The 19,117-nt window shown below is 59.4% G+C and carries 13 protein-coding genes; 5 read left to right on the top strand and 8 right to left on the bottom strand.

Going from position 1 to position 19,117, the window contains the following annotated elements; all coding sequences use genetic code 11:
- Positions 1-35: 35 nt before the first annotated feature.
- The 7 genes from DBY73_RS17135 to aqpZ all read right to left on the bottom strand — a co-directional run bounded on the left by DBY73_RS17135 (position 36) and on the right by aqpZ (position 10,268).
- Entirely contained in the window at positions 36-1,463 is a 1,428-nt protein-coding gene (locus DBY73_RS17135; RefSeq protein WP_112012273.1) for an SDR family oxidoreductase, read from the bottom strand.
- A gap of 14 nt (positions 1,464-1,477) precedes the next feature.
- Positions 1,478-2,479, bottom strand: coding sequence for a low-specificity L-threonine aldolase (ltaE, locus tag DBY73_RS17140; protein WP_112012274.1), 1,002 nt, complete (start codon positions 2,477-2,479; stop codon positions 1,478-1,480).
- A gap of 38 nt (positions 2,480-2,517) precedes the next feature.
- Positions 2,518-4,236: a ubiquinone-dependent pyruvate dehydrogenase gene (poxB, locus tag DBY73_RS17145; RefSeq protein WP_112012275.1), complete on the bottom strand. Its 1,719-nt coding sequence runs from the start codon at positions 4,234-4,236 to the stop codon at positions 2,518-2,520.
- A 1,504-nt stretch (positions 4,237-5,740) separates the two neighbouring features.
- Positions 5,741-6,709 (bottom strand): NADH oxidoreductase, encoded by a 969-nt coding sequence (gene hcr / locus DBY73_RS17150; protein ID WP_112012276.1) that lies wholly within the window; start codon positions 6,707-6,709, stop codon positions 5,741-5,743.
- Between the two features lie 10 nt (positions 6,710-6,719).
- Positions 6,720-8,372 (bottom strand): hydroxylamine reductase, encoded by a 1,653-nt coding sequence (gene hcp, locus DBY73_RS17155; protein ID WP_112012277.1) that lies wholly within the window; start codon positions 8,370-8,372, stop codon positions 6,720-6,722.
- Positions 8,373-8,516: 144 nt separating this feature from the next.
- The gene (locus DBY73_RS17160; RefSeq protein ID WP_112012278.1) at positions 8,517-9,416 is read right to left on the bottom strand and encodes a lysine exporter LysO family protein; all 900 of its coding nucleotides are present in this window, start codon (positions 9,414-9,416) and stop codon (positions 8,517-8,519) included.
- Positions 9,417-9,572: 156 nt separating this feature from the next.
- Entirely contained in the window at positions 9,573-10,268 is a 696-nt protein-coding gene (gene aqpZ, locus DBY73_RS17165) for an aquaporin Z (protein ID WP_112012308.1), read from the bottom strand.
- 374 nt (positions 10,269-10,642) lie between these two features.
- Here aqpZ and DBY73_RS17170 point away from each other — a divergent pair, with 374 nt between their 5' ends.
- The 3 genes from DBY73_RS17170 (at position 10,643) to macB (ending at position 15,430) form a co-directional block, all read left to right on the top strand.
- Positions 10,643-12,301: an ATP-dependent endonuclease gene (locus DBY73_RS17170; protein WP_112012279.1), complete on the top strand. Its 1,659-nt coding sequence runs from the start codon at positions 10,643-10,645 to the stop codon at positions 12,299-12,301.
- A 76-nt stretch (positions 12,302-12,377) separates the two neighbouring features.
- Positions 12,378-13,493 carry a macrolide transporter subunit MacA gene (gene macA / locus DBY73_RS17175; protein ID WP_112012280.1) on the top strand — a complete coding sequence of 372 codons (1,116 nt, stop codon included), beginning with the start codon at positions 12,378-12,380 and terminating at the stop codon, positions 13,491-13,493.
- Positions 13,490-15,430: a macrolide ABC transporter ATP-binding protein/permease MacB gene (gene macB, locus DBY73_RS17180; RefSeq protein ID WP_112012281.1), complete on the top strand. Its 1,941-nt coding sequence runs from the start codon at positions 13,490-13,492 to the stop codon at positions 15,428-15,430. Before macA ends, macB begins: the two co-directional genes overlap by 4 nt.
- Before the next feature lie 70 nt (positions 15,431-15,500).
- Here macB and cspD read toward each other — a convergent pair whose 3' ends face one another.
- A complete protein-coding gene (cspD, locus tag DBY73_RS17185; RefSeq protein WP_112012282.1) occupies positions 15,501-15,734 on the bottom strand; it encodes a cold shock-like protein CspD in 234 nt (77 codons plus the stop codon).
- Positions 15,735-16,001: 267 nt separating this feature from the next.
- On the opposite strand from cspD, the gene clpS reads away from it, so the two are divergent.
- Both clpS and clpA read left to right on the top strand, forming a co-directional pair.
- Positions 16,002-16,322 carry an ATP-dependent Clp protease adapter ClpS gene (gene clpS / locus DBY73_RS17190; protein WP_006174393.1) on the top strand — a complete coding sequence of 107 codons (321 nt, stop codon included), beginning with the start codon at positions 16,002-16,004 and terminating at the stop codon, positions 16,320-16,322.
- 27 nt (positions 16,323-16,349) lie between these two features.
- Positions 16,350-18,629 carry an ATP-dependent Clp protease ATP-binding subunit ClpA gene (clpA, locus tag DBY73_RS17195; RefSeq protein ID WP_112012283.1) on the top strand — a complete coding sequence of 760 codons (2,280 nt, stop codon included), beginning with the start codon at positions 16,350-16,352 and terminating at the stop codon, positions 18,627-18,629.
- The last annotated feature ends 488 nt before the right edge of the window (positions 18,630-19,117 follow it).

Here is a 19,117-nt window from a genome sequence, read left to right on the forward strand (position 1 = left end):
GAAAGGTGAAAGAATAAGAGTTTTAATTAGATATTTTAATGCTTTTGTTCTGCCAGCCGCGCAATGCGTTTTGCCATGCCGCGGAAGATAAACAGGTGCGCCGGGATCATAAACAGCCAGTAGAACAGGCCGGGCATGCCGTGCGGGTGCCACCACGCGCGAACGTCCAGCTCGCGATGGTCGCCTTTGTCTTTCAGCGTGAAGCAGAGCCGTCCAAGGCCCGGCGCCTTCATGCCAAACAGCAGCGCCAGCTGTTTTTCCGGCTCGACGATAATCACCTTCCAGCTGTCGACCGCATCGCCAACCTTTAAATAGGGATGAGCGGGGCGGCCCTTCGCCAGCCGGTGGCCGACGAGCAGGTCCATCGCGCCGCGCGTTTGCCAGAGAATATTGCCGAAGAAGTAGCGCTCTTTGCCGCCGATCTGGTTGATAACCTCCCATAGCGCTGCGAGGCTCGCCTTGGTTTTCACCGTGCAGCCCGCCTGTTTGGGATAGTAGCCGTACTCGGGCCGCCAGCGGGCAAAGGCCTGGGCGTCGTAGCCCCAGTCGCTGGAGTTCACCAGCTTTTCCTCTTCCTTCAGCGTGTTGCGCACCGCGTCGTCGAAGCGGATCAAATCCTGCGGGATCAGCGCGCGAAGCTCGCGATCGTCCGCCAGCAGGTCGTGCTTAAGCCCCTGGATCAGCGCTTTCGCCGTGGTCGGCGGCACGGAGGTGATGACGTTTAAAAACCACACCGAGATCCAGCGGGTCGGGAAGGGAACGGGCACCAGAAGCCGGTGGCGGCCGCTGACCCGCATAAAATGTTCGAACTGCTCCTGGTAGCTCAGCACCTCCGGACCCGCCGCTTCCAGCACGCGGTGCTGGTCTGCGGGATGGTTAAGCAGTTCCACCAGGTAATGCAGCAGGTTTTCCAGCGCAATCGGCGTGGTGCGTGAGCGTACCCAGCGCGGCGGCGTCAGCACCGGCAGGTTGTAGACCATATCACGCATCACTTCGAACGCGGCCGAGCCTGCGCCGACGATGATCCCCGCCCGCAGCTCGGTGACGGGGACATTGGCGCTGCGCAGGGTGTCGCCGGTCAGCTGGCGCGCGCGCAGGTGGTCCGACTGCTCGTGCTCGGGCGCCTGCAGCGAGCTGAGAAAAATCACCTGCTTCACCGGCGTTTGCAGCAGCGCGTCGCGCACGTTCATCGCCACCTGGCGCTCGTGGGCGATGAAATCGCCGCCTTCGCCCATGCTGTGAACCAGGTAATAAAGCGTATCAACGCCTTCGAGCAGCGCGGGCAGCGTCTTCGGCCAGTTCAAATCGACGTTGTGGCAGGTGACGCCGGGCAGCTGCTGCTTTTGCAGGCGTTCCGTGCTGCGCGCCACGGCCAGCACCTGATGCCCCTGCTGGCCGAGCGCCGAGGTCAGATGTTGACCGATATACCCGCTGGCACCCAGCACCAGAATCCGTTGCGCCACGTTGCTCTCCTTTATTAACGCTGTAAAAACGCCTGCCAGTGCTTCACGACTTCAGACAGCTGGTCGCGGCTGACGTCAAGATGCATCACCAGGCGCACCACCGGAGAGGCGTTGATCAGCACGCCGCGGGCCTTCATAAACTCGCCCAGCGCGGCGGCGTTTTCGTCGCCCACGCGCACGAACAGCATGTTGGTGTCGTGACGCATCACGTCCGCGCCGATCTCGCGCAGCTGCGCGGCCATCCACGCGGCGTTGTCGTGGTCATCCTTCAGACGCGCCACGTTGTTTTTCAGCGCATAAAGGCCCGCCGCCGCCAGAATCCCCGCCTGGCGCATGCCGCCGCCGGTCATCTTACGCCAGCGGTTGGCGCGCTTGATGTAGTCGGCGTTGCCGACCAGCAGCGAGCCGACGGGCGTCCCCAGCCCTTTGGAGAGGCATATGGTGAACGAGTCGCAATATTGCGTGATGTCTTTGAGTTCGCAGCCGTATTCCACCACCGCGTTAAAGATGCGCGCGCCGTCAACGTGCAGGCCCAGCCCGCGCTCGCGGGTAAATTCCCACGCCGCTTTCAGGTACTCGCGCGGCAGCACTTTGCCGTTGTGGGTGTTTTCGAGGCTCAGTAATTTGGTGCGGGCGAAGTGAATATCGTCGGCTTTGATTTTCGCCGCGACCTTATCCAGCGGCAGGGAGCCGTCCGCTGCGGCGTCAATCGGCTGCGGCTGAATGCTGCCGAGCACCGCCGCGCCGCCGGCTTCGTACAGGTAATTATGCGCGCCCTGGCCGACGATGTACTCTTCGCCGCGCTCGCAGTGGCTGAGCAGCGCGACCAGGTTGGCCTGCGTACCGGTTGGCAGGAACAGGGCGGCCTCTTTGCCGCCCAGCTCCGCCGCGAAGCGCTGAAGTTCGTTGACCGTCGGGTCGTCGCCGTACACGTCGTCCCCGACCGGGGCGGCCATCATCTCGTCGAGCATGGCGCGCGTCGGCCGGGTTACGGTATCGCTGCGTAAATCAATCATGGCAAGTCCTTATGTTTAAAAAGGCAATGCCAGATGTTTTACCTGAGCCAGTTGGTTTTTGCTAGCTCCATCACCTCGTCGCCGCGTCCGCTGATGATGGCGCGCAGCATGTAGAGGCTGAAGCCTTTGGCCTGCTCCAGCTTGATCTGCGGCGGAATGGCCAGCTCGTCCTTGGCAACCACCACGTCCACCAGCACCGGGCCGTCGATGGAGAAGGCGCGCTGTAGGGCTTCGTCTACCTCCGAGGCCTTCTCCACGCGGATGCCGGTGATGCCACAGGCTTCGGCGATGCGGGCGAAGTTGGTGTCGTGCAGGTCGGTGCCGTCCGTCAGGTAGCCTCCGGCCTTCATCTCCATGGCCACGAAGCCCAGCACGCTATTGTTAAAGACCACGATTTTAAGCGGCAGCTTCATCTGCACCACCGACAGGAAATCACCCATCAGCATGCTAAACCCGCCGTCGCCGCACATCGCCACCACCTGACGCTCCGGCGCGGTAGCCTTCGCGCCCAGCGCCTGCGGCATGGCGTTAGCCATCGAGCCGTGGTTGAACGAACCGAGCAGGCGGCGCCTTCCGTTCATCTTCAGATAGCGCGCCGCCCAGACGGTTGGCGTGCCCACGTCGCAGGTGAAGATGGCATCGTCGTCGGCAAAATGGCTGATCTGCTGCGCCAGATACTGCGGGTGAATCGCCTTGTCGCTCGGCTTAGCGAGATCGTCCAGGCTTTTGCGCGCGTCGCGGTAGTCGCTTAGCGCTTTGTCGAGGAACTTGCGGTCGGTTTTTTCTTCCAGAAGCGGCAGCAGGGCGGTGAGGGTGGCTTTAATATCGCCGATCAGCGCCATGTCCACCTTGCTGTGCGCGCCGATGCTGCCGGGGTTGATGTCGATCTGGATGATTTTAGCATCGGTCGGGTAGAAGGCGCGGTACGGGAACTGGGTGCCGAGCAGGACCAGCGTGTCGGCGTTCATCATGGTATGGAAGCCGCTGGAGAAGCCGATCAGCCCGGTCATGCCGACGTCGTACGGGTTATCGTATTCGACGTGCTCTTTGCCGCGCAGGGCGTGGACGATCGGCGCTTTCAGCTTGCCCGCGAACGCCAGCAGCTCTTTATGCGCCCCCGCGCAGCCGCTGCCGCACATCAGGGCGATATTGCTGGAGTAGCGCAGCAGCTGGGCGAGCTTTCTCAGCTCCTCTTCGGCTGGCGTCACCACCGGCAGCGGCGCGGGATACCAGTGGCTGCTGGCGCTTTCCGGCGCGGCCTTCAGCGCCACGTCGCCCGGCAGAACCACCACCGAGACGCCGCGGTTGAGCACCGCCTTGCGCATGGCGATCGCCAGCACCTGGGGAATTTGCTCCGGCGAGGAGACCAGCTCGCAGTAGTGGCTGCATTCACGGAACAGCTCCTGAGGATGCGTCTCCTGAAAATAGCCGCTGCCGATTTCGGAAGAGGGGATGTGGGCGGCAATCGCCAGCACCGGCACGCGGTTGCGGTGGCAATCGAACAGGCCGTTAATCAGGTGCAGGTTGCCCGGCCCGCACGACCCGGCGCAGACGGCCAGTTCGCCCGTCAGCTGCGCCTCCGCGCCTGCGGCAAACGCGGCGACCTCCTCATGGCGGGTAGGCATCCATTCGATTGTTTTCATTTTATTGAGGCTATCGCTCAGCCCGTTCAGGGAATCGCCGGTCACGCCCCAGATGCGCTTAACGCCCGCCTGGTCGAGGGTTTTAGCTATATATGCAGCCACGGTTTGTTTCATGGGTGTCCATCTCCTTTAAGTGATCTCGCTTACAAGCTTAGAAGAAAGAAAGCGGCTTGCCCGGCAGAAGATGCGCAGACCCTTTTTTTTGCGTGATTTGTAATCTATTGATTTGTATAGCGGGAAAAGAGAGCGCTGAAAAAAGGGTTTACTGGCGAAAATGCGGGGGTTGTATTTATTTTACAAAGAGATAAGCGTAGATTGGTCCAGTTCACTGCCGAGCAGGCAGCTTAGAAAACCCTCTACCGCCGCAGCGGGAAAAACTCGATGTTCACTGCCGAGCAGGCAGCTTAGAAAACCGGTGTTGAGATGGCGGCGCGCCAGGAACGGTTCACTGCCGAGCAGGCAGCTTAGAAAATGAAATCGACATGATGCGTTTGAGCATCATGGTTCACTGCCGAGCAGGCAGCTTAGAAATGGCTGGAGTCCCAGCTATGAGGCGTTTATGAGTTCACTGCCGAGCAGGCAGCTTAGAAAGACGGCAATGAGAATGTTGTTGAGAATGCTAAGTTCACTGCCGAGCAGGCAGCTTAGAAACAAAGGCTGAAAATCTTTCACGCGAAGCCGCGAGTTCACTGCCGAGCAGGCAGCTTAGAAATATCGCGCCAGAGGAAACTCAATGGCGCACACGTTCACTGCCGAGCAGGCAGCTTAGAAACGGTGGCAGCTGCAATGCCGCTGGATAATTTTGTTCACTGCCGAGCAGGCAGCTTAGAAATGCGTCGTCATGACCAGATTAACGGAAAAGAAGTTCACTGCCGAGCAGGCAGCTTAGAAAGAACGCGTGTTTTAACGCGGGGTTTAACTTCGGTTCACTGCCGAGCAGGCAGCTTAGAAATCTCGCAGCAGTCGCAGGTGTACGCCAGCCAGGTTCACTGCCGGACAGGCAGCTTAGAAAACAAGATGAAAGACTACACCGTCTATCCGTCTGTTCACTGCCGGACAGGCAGCTTAGAAACGTGAGGGGGGATCATCAATCCTTTTGGGTCTGTTCACTGCCGGACAGGCAGCTTAGAAATTAGTCGATGCGATGCCATGGAATGGCTTGCTGTTCACTGCCGGACAGGCAGCTTAGAAATCGGCAAACGAGTGACCGGAGGCCCGCGCGATGTTCACTGCCGGACAGGCAGCTTAGAAAGCACCCGTCATACCGCATTACACCATCAACTGGTTCACTGCCGAGCAGGCAGCTTAGAAAGGTTGTGACCAGAGTCGGCCGGGTTGTTATTGGTTCACTGCCGAGCAGGCAGCTTAGAAACTTACGTCAATCACGTTTAAGGCCCGCGCCGTGTTCACTGCCGAGCAGGCAGCTTAGAAACGAAATCCGAAGGGGGTTGGCGGAGCTTGGCGGGTTCACTGCCGTTCAGGCAGTTTAGGAAATAATCGAATCTATGGGATCGGTATCATTCGCTCTGCCGTACAGGCAGCGCTGTATCAAGCAAGTGCAGAACCCAAAAGCCCGGCAGCGATATCGCTAACCGGGCTTTCATTTTACGTTAACCGATTATGCCAGAACTAAATCACCCTGCGGATGGCACGAGCAGGCGAGCACGTAGCCTTCGGCGATTTCCGCGTCCGTCAGCGTCATGGTGCTGCTGACGGTATAGTCGCCGGACACCACCTTCGTTTTGCAACAGCCGCACACGCCCGCGCGGCAGGCGGCCGCTACGGGCACGCTGTTGCTCTCCAGCGCCTCAAGCAGCGTGGTGCCCACGCGGCCAAAGAAGGTTTGCGCAGGCTGCAGCTTGGTGAACCTGATGCCGCTGGTCGCCGCTTCCGCCACCGGGGTGAAGAACTGCTCTTTGTAGAAGCGCGTCACGCCCAGCGCCTTCACCTCTTTTTCCACGATATCCATATACGGAGCCGGGCCGCAGGTCATCACGGTGCGGGAGGCAATGTCCGGCACGCTTTGCAGCAGCTCGCGGCTCAAACGGCCCGGCACAAAACCGTGCGTGGCGTTATTTTCCGCCACCAGCGTCACCGGGTAGTTGCGCCACTCGTCGGCAAAAATTACGTCCTGCGGTGAACGCACGCTGAAAATCACCAGCACGTCGGCCTGCGGGCGGTTTTTCGCCAGCCAGCGGCGCATTGACATAATCGGCGTCACGCCGCAGCCCGCCGCCAGCAGCAGGAACTTATCTTCCGCTTTGTCGTCGCAGGTGAACTCGCCCTGCGCGTCTGAAAGCCAGATATAGTCCCCGCGCTTCACGTCGCGCGTCAGCCACTGAGAGCCTGCGCCGTCATCGATGCGGCGCACGGTGAGGGTAATGTACTCGCTTACGCCCGGCGTGGAGGAGATGGTGTAGGCGCGCAGGGTGTCCGCAGCGTTGCGCACGCTGACCAGCGCATACTGGCCCGCGCGGTACGGGTAGTAGTCATGGCACAGCAGCGAGAGCGTCCACACGTCCGGCGTCTCCTGATGGATGTGGTGCACCTGCATCCGCCACGGGCACTGTGAGGTTGGCATCGTCATCAAAAACTCCTTATGCGCTCAGCAGCTGTTTCATGTCGTCTTCTACGTTCGTCACCGAACGCAGGCCAAATTTCTCGTTCAGCACGGCCAGCAGGTCCGGCGTCAGGAAGCCCGGCGCGGTAGGGCCAGTCACGATATTGGTCACGCCGAGAGAGAGCAGGGTCAGCAGAATGACGATGGCTTTTTGCTCGAACCAGGAGAGCACCAGCGACAGCGGCAGGTCGTTCACGCCGCAGCCCAGTTTTTCCGCCAGCGTGACCGCCAGAATGATGGCCGAGTAGGCATCGTTACACTGGCCCGCATCGATCAGGCGCGGCAGACCTTCGATGTCGCCGAAGTCCAGCTTGTTGAAACGGTATTTGCCGCAGGCCAGCGTCAGGATCAGGCAGTCTTCCGGCACGCGGGTGGCGAAATCGGTGAAGTAGTTACGCTCGCCGCGCGCGCCGTCGCAGCCGCCGACGAGGAAGATGTGGCGCAGCTTCTCGCGGCTCACCAGGTCAATCAGGGAATCCGCCGCGCCCAGCAGGGTCTCGCGGCCAAAGCCGACGGTGATGAGGTGCGGAATTTCGCTGTACGGGAAGCCCGCCATCTGCTGCGCCTGCGCAATTACCGGGCCGAAATCGTCGCCTTCGAGGTGGCTCACGCCCGGCCAGCCGACGATGCTGCGCGTCCAGATGCGGTCGTCGTACGCGCCGACGGTCGGGTCGATGATGCAGTTAGAGGTCATCACGATCGGGCCCGGGAAGCGGGCGAACTCCACCTGCTGGTTCTGCCAGCCGCTGCCGTAGTTGCCGATCAGGTGCTTGAATTTACGCAGCTCCGGGTAGCCGTGCGCGGGCAGCATTTCGCCGTGGGTGTAGACGTTTACGCCGGTGCCTTCGGTCTGCTTCAGCAGGTTATAGAGATCCTTCAGGTCGTGGCCGGAAATCAGGATGCATTTGCCTTCGGTGGCCTTCACGTTGACCTGCGTTGGCGTCGGGTGGCCGTAGGCGCGGGTTTCACCGGCGTCGAGAATGCTCATCACGCGGAAGTTCATCTGGCCGATTTCCATGGAGCACTCAAGCAGCGCATTCATGTCGGCAGGCCACGTGCCCAGCCACGCCATGATCTTGTGATACTGCGCGTAAATATCGTTGTCGTACTGGCCGAGAACGTGCGCGTGTTCCATATAGGCCGCGGCGCCCTTCAGGCCGTACAGGCAGAGCAGGCGCAGGCCGAGAATGTTCTCGCCAATCGCCGCTTTGTCTTTGTTTGGGGTAAATTCCGCCGCCTGGCGCTGCAGCTCGCCGAGGTCGTCGCTGACCAGCTGAAGCCCGGCCATCGGGTTATCCACCGCGGCGTTGGCATCCGCGCTCAGGCACTGCGCCTTCAGCGCTTCGCGCAGGGCGATGGCTTCACGGGCGTAACCGACGATGCGCGGAGAGTCAAAGTTGACGTTGGTCAGCGTGGAGAAAAAGGCGCGCGGCGCAAAGCTGTCGACGTCGTGGTCGACAATCCCGTATTCGCGGGCTTTAAACGCCCACGCGGACAGCCCCTGCAGCGCCGCGATCAGCAGATCCTGCAGGTCTGAGGTTTCTGCGGTTTTACCGCACATTCCCTGCGCGTAGGAGCAGCCGTTGCCTGCCGGGGTACGGATGGTTTGTTCACATTGCACACAAAACATAATCACACCTGTTAAAGTTATATTTGATATACATGTTTAAGATTATGCCCGTGCCGGGACGGAGAAAAGTGCTTTCTGCATCAAAAGAGAGGGAGATTGATTTAGCGCAATTTTGGCGGCAGGAACGCTACCGCCAGAGAGGTATCAGGCTGAGAAAAACGCCATCAGAATCGGGACCAGCAGGCTCAGAATAAAGCCGTGGACGATGGCGGCAGGCACCATCTCAATGCCGCCGGAGCGTTGTAAAACGGGCAGGGTGAAGTCCATTGAGGTGGCACCGCACAGGCCGAGCGCCGTCGAGCGGCTGCGGCGCACCAGGCCCGGGATCAGCATAATGGCGATCAGCTCGCGCGCCAGGTCATTGAAGAAGGCGGCGCTGCCGATGACCGGGCCGAAGGACTCGGTGAGCAGGATCCCGGAAAGAGAGTACCAGCCGAAGCCCGATGCCATCGCGAGGCCCGTTTTGATCGGCAGGCCGAGAATTAAGGCGTTTATGACGCCGCCAATCAGCGAGCTGGCGACCACGACCACTGCCACAATCATTCCCCGACGATTGAGGACAATCTGTTTTAGCGTCATGCCGTTATTGCGCAGCTGAATGCCGATCAGGAACAGCAGGAAAATCAGGGTATATTCGCTGGCCTGCGTTGCGTGCTGTAAAAATGCCCATCCGGTTAAGCCGAGCAGAAAGCCGAGCACCACCACGCCGCACAGCTTTAATGATTCCAGCGCCATGGCTATACGTGAGGGTAATTTTTCCTGATGGTGGTGGTTTTTCCACGGAATAGACCGTTCGAGCCAAAAAAGCGCGGCAATATTGCACAGCAAAATAACCACAACGGTGACCGCGGAATAATGAAGTATAGAGAGTAAATTGGCCGACAGGTTATCGAGGAAGGCCAGGCTTATTCCCATGAAGAAAAGAATGACGTAGACAATCCAGCTGAGAAAACGGTTGATCAGCCTTAATGCCGATTCACGCCGCAGCGGTATAAGGTAGCCCACGATCAGGGGCAAAAGAATAATGAGGAGTCCTGAAAACATGAACGGCCTTTCCTTTTGAGTATCTTTAAGCGCCAGAGACACTACCCAATAAAGGCTGCCCAGTAAAGCCACAAAAAAAGCCGGGGGGCGGTTACGCCTTACCCGGCTCGTGCGTGCGATCCGTAGCCCTCTCCCACGGGGAGAGGGAGGGAATGATTAATCGCGTTTTTCCAGCAGGGTGCGGTACAGCACGCCGCCCAGGATACCGCCGACGATTGGCATCACCCAGAACAGCCACAGCTGCTCAAGCGCCCAGCCGCCCTGGAAAATGGCGACCGCGGTGCTGCGCGCCGGGTTGACGGAAGTATTGGTTACCGGGATTGAGATCAGGTGAATGAGCGTCAGCGCCAGGCCAATCGCGATCGGCGCGAAGCCTGCAGGCGCGTGCTTGTCCGTTGCGCCGTGGATCACCAGCAGGAAGCCCGCGGTCAGCACGATTTCAATCACGATGGCAGAGAGCATAGAGTATCCGCCCGGTGAGTGCTCGCCATAGCCGTTAGAGGCAAAGCCGCTGGCGGCAGCATCAAAGCCTGCTTTACCGCTGGCAATAACGTACAGCACCGCTGCGGCTATAATGCCGCCAATCACCTGGGCAATAATATAGCCAATCACCTCTTTTGCCGGGAAACGGCCGCCGGCCCACAGGCCGAGGGTAACGGCCGGGTTGAAATGACCGCCTGAAATATGCCCCACGGCAAATGCCATGGTTAATACCGTCAGGCCAAAGGCCAGCGCGACGCCGACAAATCCAATACCTAATTCCGGAAATGCCGCCGCAAGCACCGCGCTACCGCAGCCACCAAACACCAGCCAGAATGTACCAAAGCATTCTGCCGCTAATTTTCTAAACATAACCACCTCAAAAAATAAACTTCCGCACGCTTTAAAGCGCACGGCCTATATCGTCATAAAGGGATGACGACTCAAAGAGCCAATATTTTAGAAACCATTAACATCCCTTCGCCAGTTAAATAAATTCAATTAATTTGATTTTAGGCAATGTGATGTCGTTCCTTGTTCGAACGGGTGGTAAAAAAAGCATAGACCAATTTCGGAGCGGTAGTATCTGTGCTGTTAGCCTTATTTCGAATGAAACCATGTAGGGAGATTTTAAATTTTTCCGGGCAGGTTTAAATAATCGACGCGTATGGGTATGTCCTGCCGGGCGCCCTGCCGCTATACTGCTGATAACTTGAAGGAAAAAGTGTTCATTTTGCGGGGGATTTATGCTTCTCGAACGTGTAGAAATTGTCGGGTTTCGCGGTATAAACCGCCTGTCACTGCAACTTGAGCAAAATAATGTCCTGATAGGGGAGAACGCCTGGGGTAAGTCCAGCCTGCTGGACGCATTGACCCTGCTTCTCTCGCCGGACGATACCCTTTATCACTTCACGCACGACGACTTCTGGTTTCCGCCGGGAGACGTCGCCGGGCGCGAGAAGCACCTGCACATCATTCTGACCTTCCGCGAGTCTGAGCCCGGTCGCCATCGCATTCGCCGCTTCCGACCGATGTCGCCGTGCTGGGTGCCATGTGAAGACGGCTATCATCGTCTTTTCTACCGCCTGGAAGGTGAGATGGCGGAAAACGACAGCGTTCTCACCCTGCGCGAGTTTCTCGACCAGAAAGGCAATCCGATCCCGCTTCAGGACATCGACGAGCTTGCCCGCCACCTGATCCGGCTGATGCCGGTCCTGCGCCTGCGCGACGCGCGCTTTATGCGGCGCATTCGTAACGGCTCCGTGCCCAATATGCCGGACGTGGAGGTGACCGCCCGCGAGCTGGATTTTCTGGCCCGCGAGCTGGTTTCCCGGCCGCAGAACCTCAGCGACGGGCAGATCCGCCAGGGGCTGTCTGCGATGGTCCAGCTGCTGGAACACTACTTCTCCGAGCAGGGAACGTCTCAGTCCCGCCACCGCCTGATGCGCCGCCGCTCGCACGACGAGCAGCGCAGCTGGCGCTATCTCGACATTATTAACCGGATGATTGACCGCCCCGGGGGCCGCACGCACCGGGTGATCCTGCTGGGGCTTTTCTCCACGCTGCTGCAGGCGAAGGGCACCGTCCGCCTCGACCGGGACGCGCGGCCGCTGCTGCTGGTGGAAGATCCTGAAACGCGCCTGCACCCGATCATGCTCTCCGTCGCCTGGCACCTGCTCAACCTGCTGCCGCTGCAGCGGATCGCCACCACCAACTCCGGCGAATTGCTTTCGCTGACCCCGGTGGAGTACGTTTGCCGCCTGGTGCGTGAGTCTTCGCGCGTAACGGCCTACCGGCTGGGGCCGGGCGGGCTAAACGCCGAGGACGGGCGGCGCATTGCGTTCCACATCCGCTTCAACCGCGCATCGTCGCTGTTTGCCCGCTGCTGGCTGCTGGTGGAAGGCGAAACGGAAACCTGGGTCATCAACGAGCTGGCGCGCCAGTGCGGCCACCATTTTGACGCGGAAGGGATTAAGGTGATCGAATTTGCCCAGTCGGGGCTCAAGCCGCTGATCAAATTTGCCCGTCGGATGGGCATAGAGTGGCACGTGCTGGTGGACGGCGACGAGGCGGGCAAGAAGTACGCCTCCACCGTGCGCAGCCTGCTGAACAACGACCGGGAAGAAGAGCGCGATCATTTAACCGCGCTGCCCGCCATGGACATGGAGCACTTTATGTACCGTCAGGGGTTTGACGACGTATTCCACCGTATTGCGATGGTGCCGGTCGACGTGCCGATGAATATGCGCCGGGTGATTGCCAAAGCGATCCACCGCTCGTCGAAGCCCGACCTGGCGATTGAGGTGGCGGCGGAGGCGGGCAGGCGCGGCGTGGAATCCGTTCCGACGCTGCTGCGCAAGATGTTCTCCCGCGTGCTCTGGCTGGCGCGCGGAAGGGCCGACTAGCGCTCGCTTTGTCTGCAACCCGCGGTTCAGATAGAATCAACGGCGATGATAGCCAGAACAATTAATTGGAATATTTATGAACCTTAAGGGAAAACGCGGGAAGCTCTTTCTGCTGCTGGCGGTAGTGATATTGATCGGCGTGTATTGGCTATGGCAGGTGCTGAACGCGCCCGTGCCCCAGTACCAGACGCTGATTGTTCGCCCCGGCGAGCTGCAGCAAAACGTGCTGGCGACGGGCAAGCTCGACGCGCTGCGCAAGGTGGACGTGGGCGCGCAGGTGAGCGGCCAGCTGAAAACGCTGTCGGTTGAGATTGGCGACAAGGTGCAAAAAGGCCAGCTGCTCGGCGTGATCGACCCCGAGCAGGCCGAAAACCAGATCCGCGAGGTGGAAGCAACGCTGATGGAGCTGCGCGCGCAGCGCAGCCAGGCGCAGGCGGAGAGCCGCCTTGCACAGGTGACGCTGAGCCGCCAGCAGGCGCTGGCAAAAACGCAGGCCATTTCCCGGCAGGATCTGGACACCGCCGCCACGGAAGTCGCGGTCAAGCAGGCGCAGATTGGCACCATCGACGCGCAAATCAAGCGTAACCAGGCCTCGTTGGATACGGCGAAAACCAACCTCGACTACACCAAAATCGTTGCGCCGATGGCCGGTGAAGTGACCCAAATCACCACCCTCCAGGGGCAAACGGTGATTGCGGCGCAGCAGGCGCCGAACATCCTGACCCTGGCCGATATGAGCACCATGCTGGTCAAGGCGCAGGTATCAGAGGCCGACGTTATTCACCTTAAGCCCGGGCAAAAGGCCTGGTTCACGGTGCTCGGCGATCCGCAAACCCGCTACGAGGGCGTGCTGAAGGATATCCTGCCGACGCCGGAGAAGGTGAACGACGCCATCTTCTATTACGCCCGCTTTGAGGTGCCGAACCCGCAGGGCGTGCTGCGTCTGGACATGACCGCCCAGGTGCACATTCAGCTGACCGGCGTGAAAAACGTCCTCACCATCCCGCTCTCCGCGCTGGGCGAATCCGCTGGCGACAGCCGCTATAAGGTCAAAGTGCTGCGCAACGGCGAAACCCGCGAGCGCGAGGTGACCATTGGCGAGCGCAACGACACCGACGTGGTGGTGGTGAAAGGCCTGGAAGAGGGCGAAGAGGTCGTCACCAGCGAAAGCCTGCCCGGAGCGGCTAAATGACGGCGCTGCTTGAGCTAAACGATATTCGCCGCAGCTACCCGTCCGGCGACGGGCCGGTGGAGGTGCTGAAAGGGATCACCCTGCGCGTGGAAGCGGGAGAGATGGTGGCGATTGTCGGCGCGTCCGGCTCCGGTAAATCGACGCTGATGAATATCCTCGGCTGCCTGGATAAACCGACCAGCGGCACCTACCGCGTGGCGGGGACGGACGTCTCTACGCTGGACGGCGACGCGCTGGCAAAGCTGCGCCGCGAGCACTTTGGGTTTATCTTTCAGCGCTACCATCTGCTTTCGCACCTGAGCGCGGCGCAGAACGTTGAGGTCCCGGCGGTGTACGCGGGCGTGGAGCGCAAAAAGCGCCTCGAGCGCGCGAAGGCGCTGCTGGCGCGTCTGGGGCTGGCGGAGCGCGTGGAGTATCAGCCGTCGCAGCTTTCCGGCGGCCAGCAGCAGCGCGTGAGCATCGCCCGGGCGCTGATGAACGGCGGTCAGGTGATCCTCGCGGATGAACCAACCGGGGCGCTCGACAGCCATTCGGGTGAAGAGGTGATGGCGATCCTCCACCAGCTGCGCGATCAGGGGCATACGGTGATTATCGTGACCCACGACCCGCAGGTGGCGGCGCAGGCGGAGCGCATCATTGAGATCCACGACGGCGAGCTGGTCAGCAACCCGCCGCCGCGCGAGTCGCGCGCTGCGGCACCGAAAGAGCCGCTGCCGGTCTCCACCGGCTGGAGCCAGTTCTCCAGCGGCTTTCGCGAGGCGCTCACCATGGCCTGGCTGGCGATGGCGGCCAACAAGATGCGCACGCTGCTGACCATGCTCGGCATCATCATCGGCATCGCCTCGGTGGTGTCGATTGTGGTGGTGGGCGACGCGGCAAAACAGCTGGTGCTGGCGGATATCCGCGCTATTGGCACCAACACGATTGACGTCTACCCCGGTAAAGATTTCGGCGACGACGAGCCGCAGTACCAGCAGTCCTTAAAGTATGACGACCTGGCGGCCATCCAACGGCAGCCGTGGGTCAATTCGGCCACGCCCGCGGTGTCGCAAAACCTGCGCCTGCGCTACGGCAACATCGACGTGGCGGCAAGCGCGAACGGCGTCAGCGGGGACTATTTTAACGTCTACGGCATGACCTTTAGCCAGGGCGCGACCTTCAACGCCGAGCAGCTCGCGGGCAGGGCGCAGGTGGTTGTGCTGGACGACAATTCGCGCAGGCAGCTTTTCCCGAACAAAACTAACGTGGTGGGGGAGGTGATCCTCGTCGGCAACATGCCTGCGACGGTCATCGGCGTAGCCGAAGAGAAGCAGTCGATGTTTGGCAGCAGTAAAATCCTGCGCGTGTGGCTACCGTATTCCACCATCTCCGGGCGAATTATGGGGCAGTCCTGGCTGAACTCGATCACCGTTCGCGTGAAGGAAGGTTACGACAGCGCGCTCGCCGAGCAGCAGCTTGAGCGCCTGCTGACGCTGCGCCACGGGAAGAAGGATTTCTTCACCTGGAACATGGACGGCCTCTTGAAAACCGCGGAAAAGACCACACGTACTCTTCAGCTGTTCCTGACGCTGGTGGCGGTCATTTCGCTGGTCGTCGGCGGCATCGGGGTGATGAATATCATGCTGGTGTCGGTGACGGAGCGTACGCGCGAAATCGGCATCCGCATGGCGGTGGGCGCTCGCGCCAGCGACGTGCTGCAGCAGTTTTTGATTGAAGCGGTGCTGGTGTGCCTGGTGGGCGGTGCGATGGGCATTGCGCTGTCGATGATGATTGCCTTTGCGCTTCAGCTCTTTTTACCGGGCTGGGAGATTGGCTTCTCGCCGGTGGCGATCCTCACCGCGTTTTTGTGTTCGACCTTCACCGGCATTTTGTTCGGCTGGCTCCCGGCACGCAATGCCGCGCGGCTTGATCCGGTAGACGCGCTGGCGCGGGAATAACCCGAAAATAAAAATGCCAGCCGATCGGGCTGGCATTTTGCCTGCGGGGTGTACACAATTAAACAGAGCGCTACGCGACCGTTGCGACCGCTTCTGCTTCAATAACGGGGACGATAAGACTGGCGTGATTGCCCTTTGGCCCCTGGTGTACGTCGAACTGAACGGACTGCCCGGCTTTGAGCGTCCTGTAACCATCCATCTGAATGGTGGAATAGTGAGCGAAGATATCCTCGCCGCCGCCTTCAGGGCAGATGAACCCAAACCCTTTGGCGTTGTTGAACCACTTAACAGTACCCATTTCCATGCTTCGACTTCCTTCGTAAATCTTATAAATTAAGATGGAATGAACCGGTGGTGGAGTGGAGGCTGTTCAAAACCTCGCCAACTCACGCTTGTACAATTTAGATAAACGAAAGAAGCCGTCAAGCGTTTGGCGCTGGAGTTGGGACAATAATCAACCAAAATTTGAAGCAGTTAACGCTATTGCAACAGTTTGTGACAGACATCGCGGATGACAGTAATAGATGATTGTTATCTAACATCTGAGGTAGATTCAAGAAGATGATGCATCATGGGTAAGACCAACGACTGGCTGGATTTCGACCAGCTGGCGGAAGACAAAGTGCGCGACGCGCTAAAACCGCCATCTATGTATAAAGTTATGTTAATGAACGATGACTACACGCCGATGGAATTTGTTATTGACGTGCTACAAAAGTTCTTTTCTTATGATGTAGAACGTGCAACGCAACTGATGCTTACCGTTCATTATCGAGGCAAAGCCATCTGCGGCATTTTTACGGCAGAAGTGGCGGAAACCAAAGTAGCGATGGTGAACGATTATGCGAGGGAGAACGAGCATCCGTTGCTGTGTACGCTGGAAAAGGCCTGATAAGGCATAAAATTGGGGGAGGTGCCTATGCTCAATCAAGAACTGGAACTCAGTTTAAACATGGCTTTCGCCAGAGCGCGTGAGCACCGACATGAGTTTATGACCGTCGAGCATTTACTGCTCGCACTGCTTAGCAACCCGTCCGCCCGCGAAGCGCTGGAAGCCTGCTCCGTGGACCTGGTGGCGCTACGTCAGGAACTCGAAGCCTTCATCGAACAAACCACACCGGTGCTGCCTGCCAGTGAAGAAGAGCGCGACACGCAGCCGACGCTCAGCTTCCAGCGCGTGCTGCAGCGCGCGGTTTTCCACGTCCAGTCTTCCGGGCGTAGCGAAGTCACCGGTGCGAACGTGCTGGTGGCCATCTTCAGCGAGCAGGAGTCCCAGGCGGCCTACCTGCTGCGCAAGCACGAAGTCAGCCGACTCGACGTGGTGAACTTTATTTCTCACGGAACGCGGAAAGACGAGCCGAACCAGGCCTCGGACTCCAGCAATCAGATCAACAACAGCGAAGAGCAAGCAGGCGGGGAGGATCGTATGGAAAACTTCACCACCAATCTTAACCAGCTTGCTCGCGTGGGCGGTATCGATCCGCTGATTGGTCGCGATAAAGAGCTGGAGCGTGCGATCCAGGTGCTGTGCCGCCGCCGCAAAAACAACCCGCTGCTGGTGGGGGAATCCGGCGTGGGGAAAACCGCCATCGCCGAAGGGCTGGCCTGGCGTATCGTGCAGGGCGACGTGCCGGAAGTGATTGCCGACTGCACCATCTACTCGCTGGATATCGGCTCGCTGCTGGCGGGCACCAAATACCGCGGCGATTTTGAAAAACGCTTTAAGGCGCTGCTGAAACAGCTGGAGCAGGACACCAACAGCATCCTGTTCATCGATGAAATCCATACCATCATCGGCGCGGGCGCGGCGTCCGGCGGCCAGGTCGATGCCGCTAACCTGATCAAACCGCTGCTCTCCAGCGGCAAGATCCGCGTGATGGGCTCCACGACCTATCAGGAGTTCAGCAACATTTTCGAGAAAGACCGCGCGCTGGCGCGTCGCTTCCAGAAAATCGACGTCACCGAGCCGTCCGTTGACGAAACGGTGCAGATCATCAACGGCCTGAAAACCAAGTACGAAGCGCACCACGACGTGCGTTATACCGCGAAAGCGGTGCGTGCGGCGGTGGAGCTGGCGGTGAAATACATCAACGACCGTCACCTGCCGGACAAGGCGATTGACGTGATCGATGAAGCAGGTGCGCGTGCGCGCCTGATGCCGGCCAGCAAGCGCAAGAAAACGGTTAACGTGGCGGATATTGAGTCCGTGGTGGCCCGCATCGCGCGTATCCCTGAGAAGAGCGTTTCTCAGAGCGACCGCGACACGCTGCGCACCCTCGGCAATCGCCTGAAAATGCTGGTCTTTGGTCAGGATAAAGCCATTGAGGCCTTAACCGAAGCGATCAAGATGGCGCGCGCCGGGCTGGGGCATGACCACAAGCCGGTCGGTTCCTTCCTGTTCGCTGGCCCAACCGGCGTCGGGAAAACCGAGGTGACGGTCCAGCTTTCCAAAGCGCTGGGCATTGAGCTGCTGCGCTTTGATATGTCCGAGTACATGGAGCGCCACACCGTCAGCCGCCTGATTGGTGCGCCTCCGGGCTACGTGGGCTTTGACCAGGGCGGCCTGCTCACCGACGCGGTGATCAAGCATCCGCACGCGGTTCTGCTGCTCGATGAAATCGAGAAGGCGCACCCGGACGTGTTCAACATCCTGCTGCAGGTGATGGACAACGGGACGCTGACCGACAACAACGGGCGCAAGGCGGACTTCCGCAACGTGGTGCTGGTGATGACCACCAACGCCGGGGTGCGTGAAACCGAGCGTAAATCCATCGGCCTGATCCACCAGGACAACAGCACCGATGCGATGGAGGAGATCAAGAAGATCTTCACGCCGGAGTTCCGCAACCGTCTGGACAACATTATCTGGTTCGATCACCTGTCTACCGAGGTGATCCATCAGGTGGTGGATAAGTTCATCGTCGAGCTGCAGGTTCAGCTGGACCAGAAAGGCGTGTCGCTGGAAGTCAGCCAGGAGGCCCGCAACTGGCTGGCCGAGAAAGGCTACGACCGTGCGATGGGCGCCCGTCCGATGGCGCGCGTGATTCAGGACAACCTGAAGAAACCGCTGGCGAACGAGCTGCTGTTCGGCTCGCTGGTGGACGGCGGCCAGGTCACCGTAGCGCTGGACCAGGCGAAGAACGAGCTGACTTACGACTTCCAGAGTGCGGCGAAGCACAAGCCGGAAGCGGCACACTAAGTCGTTTTAGTATAAAAGCCGGGTTTTTAACCCGGCTTTTTTGTGCCCGCTTTTCTTCCACTCCCCGTGGAAAGGGCCGGGAAGAGGAAGAAAAGCGGCAACAGCGCTGTCGTATTGAGTGTTTGTTCCCTCTCCCTGTGGGAGAGGGTCAGGGTGAGGCAAGGTAAAAGCAAAACAGCAACGTAAGTTGCTGTTTTTGGTGTTTTTACCCTCTCCCCGTGGGAGAGGGTCAGGGTGAGGGCATCTGACCGCAGAGGAATTTTGCGAGGCGCTTTCCAGTTTCTTTCTAAGTCGGTTGCTGGATAAATTCACAGTGATAAATTGGCGGCGCACCTGCAAAATCAGGTGTCGGGATTGGCGTCCTGAAAGTGTGTGAGCAGCAGTTATTGCTGCAGGCTTCGTTCGCCCTAAAGAAAAGGGTATCATTCTGCATCTGGCGGGCGAATCGGAAGCTTCTTTGAAGCGCCAGTAAGCACACACACTGGTAC

The organism is Enterobacter sp. RIT418, from assembly GCF_003057745.1.
Lineage (GTDB): Bacteria > Pseudomonadota > Gammaproteobacteria > Enterobacterales > Enterobacteriaceae > Enterobacter.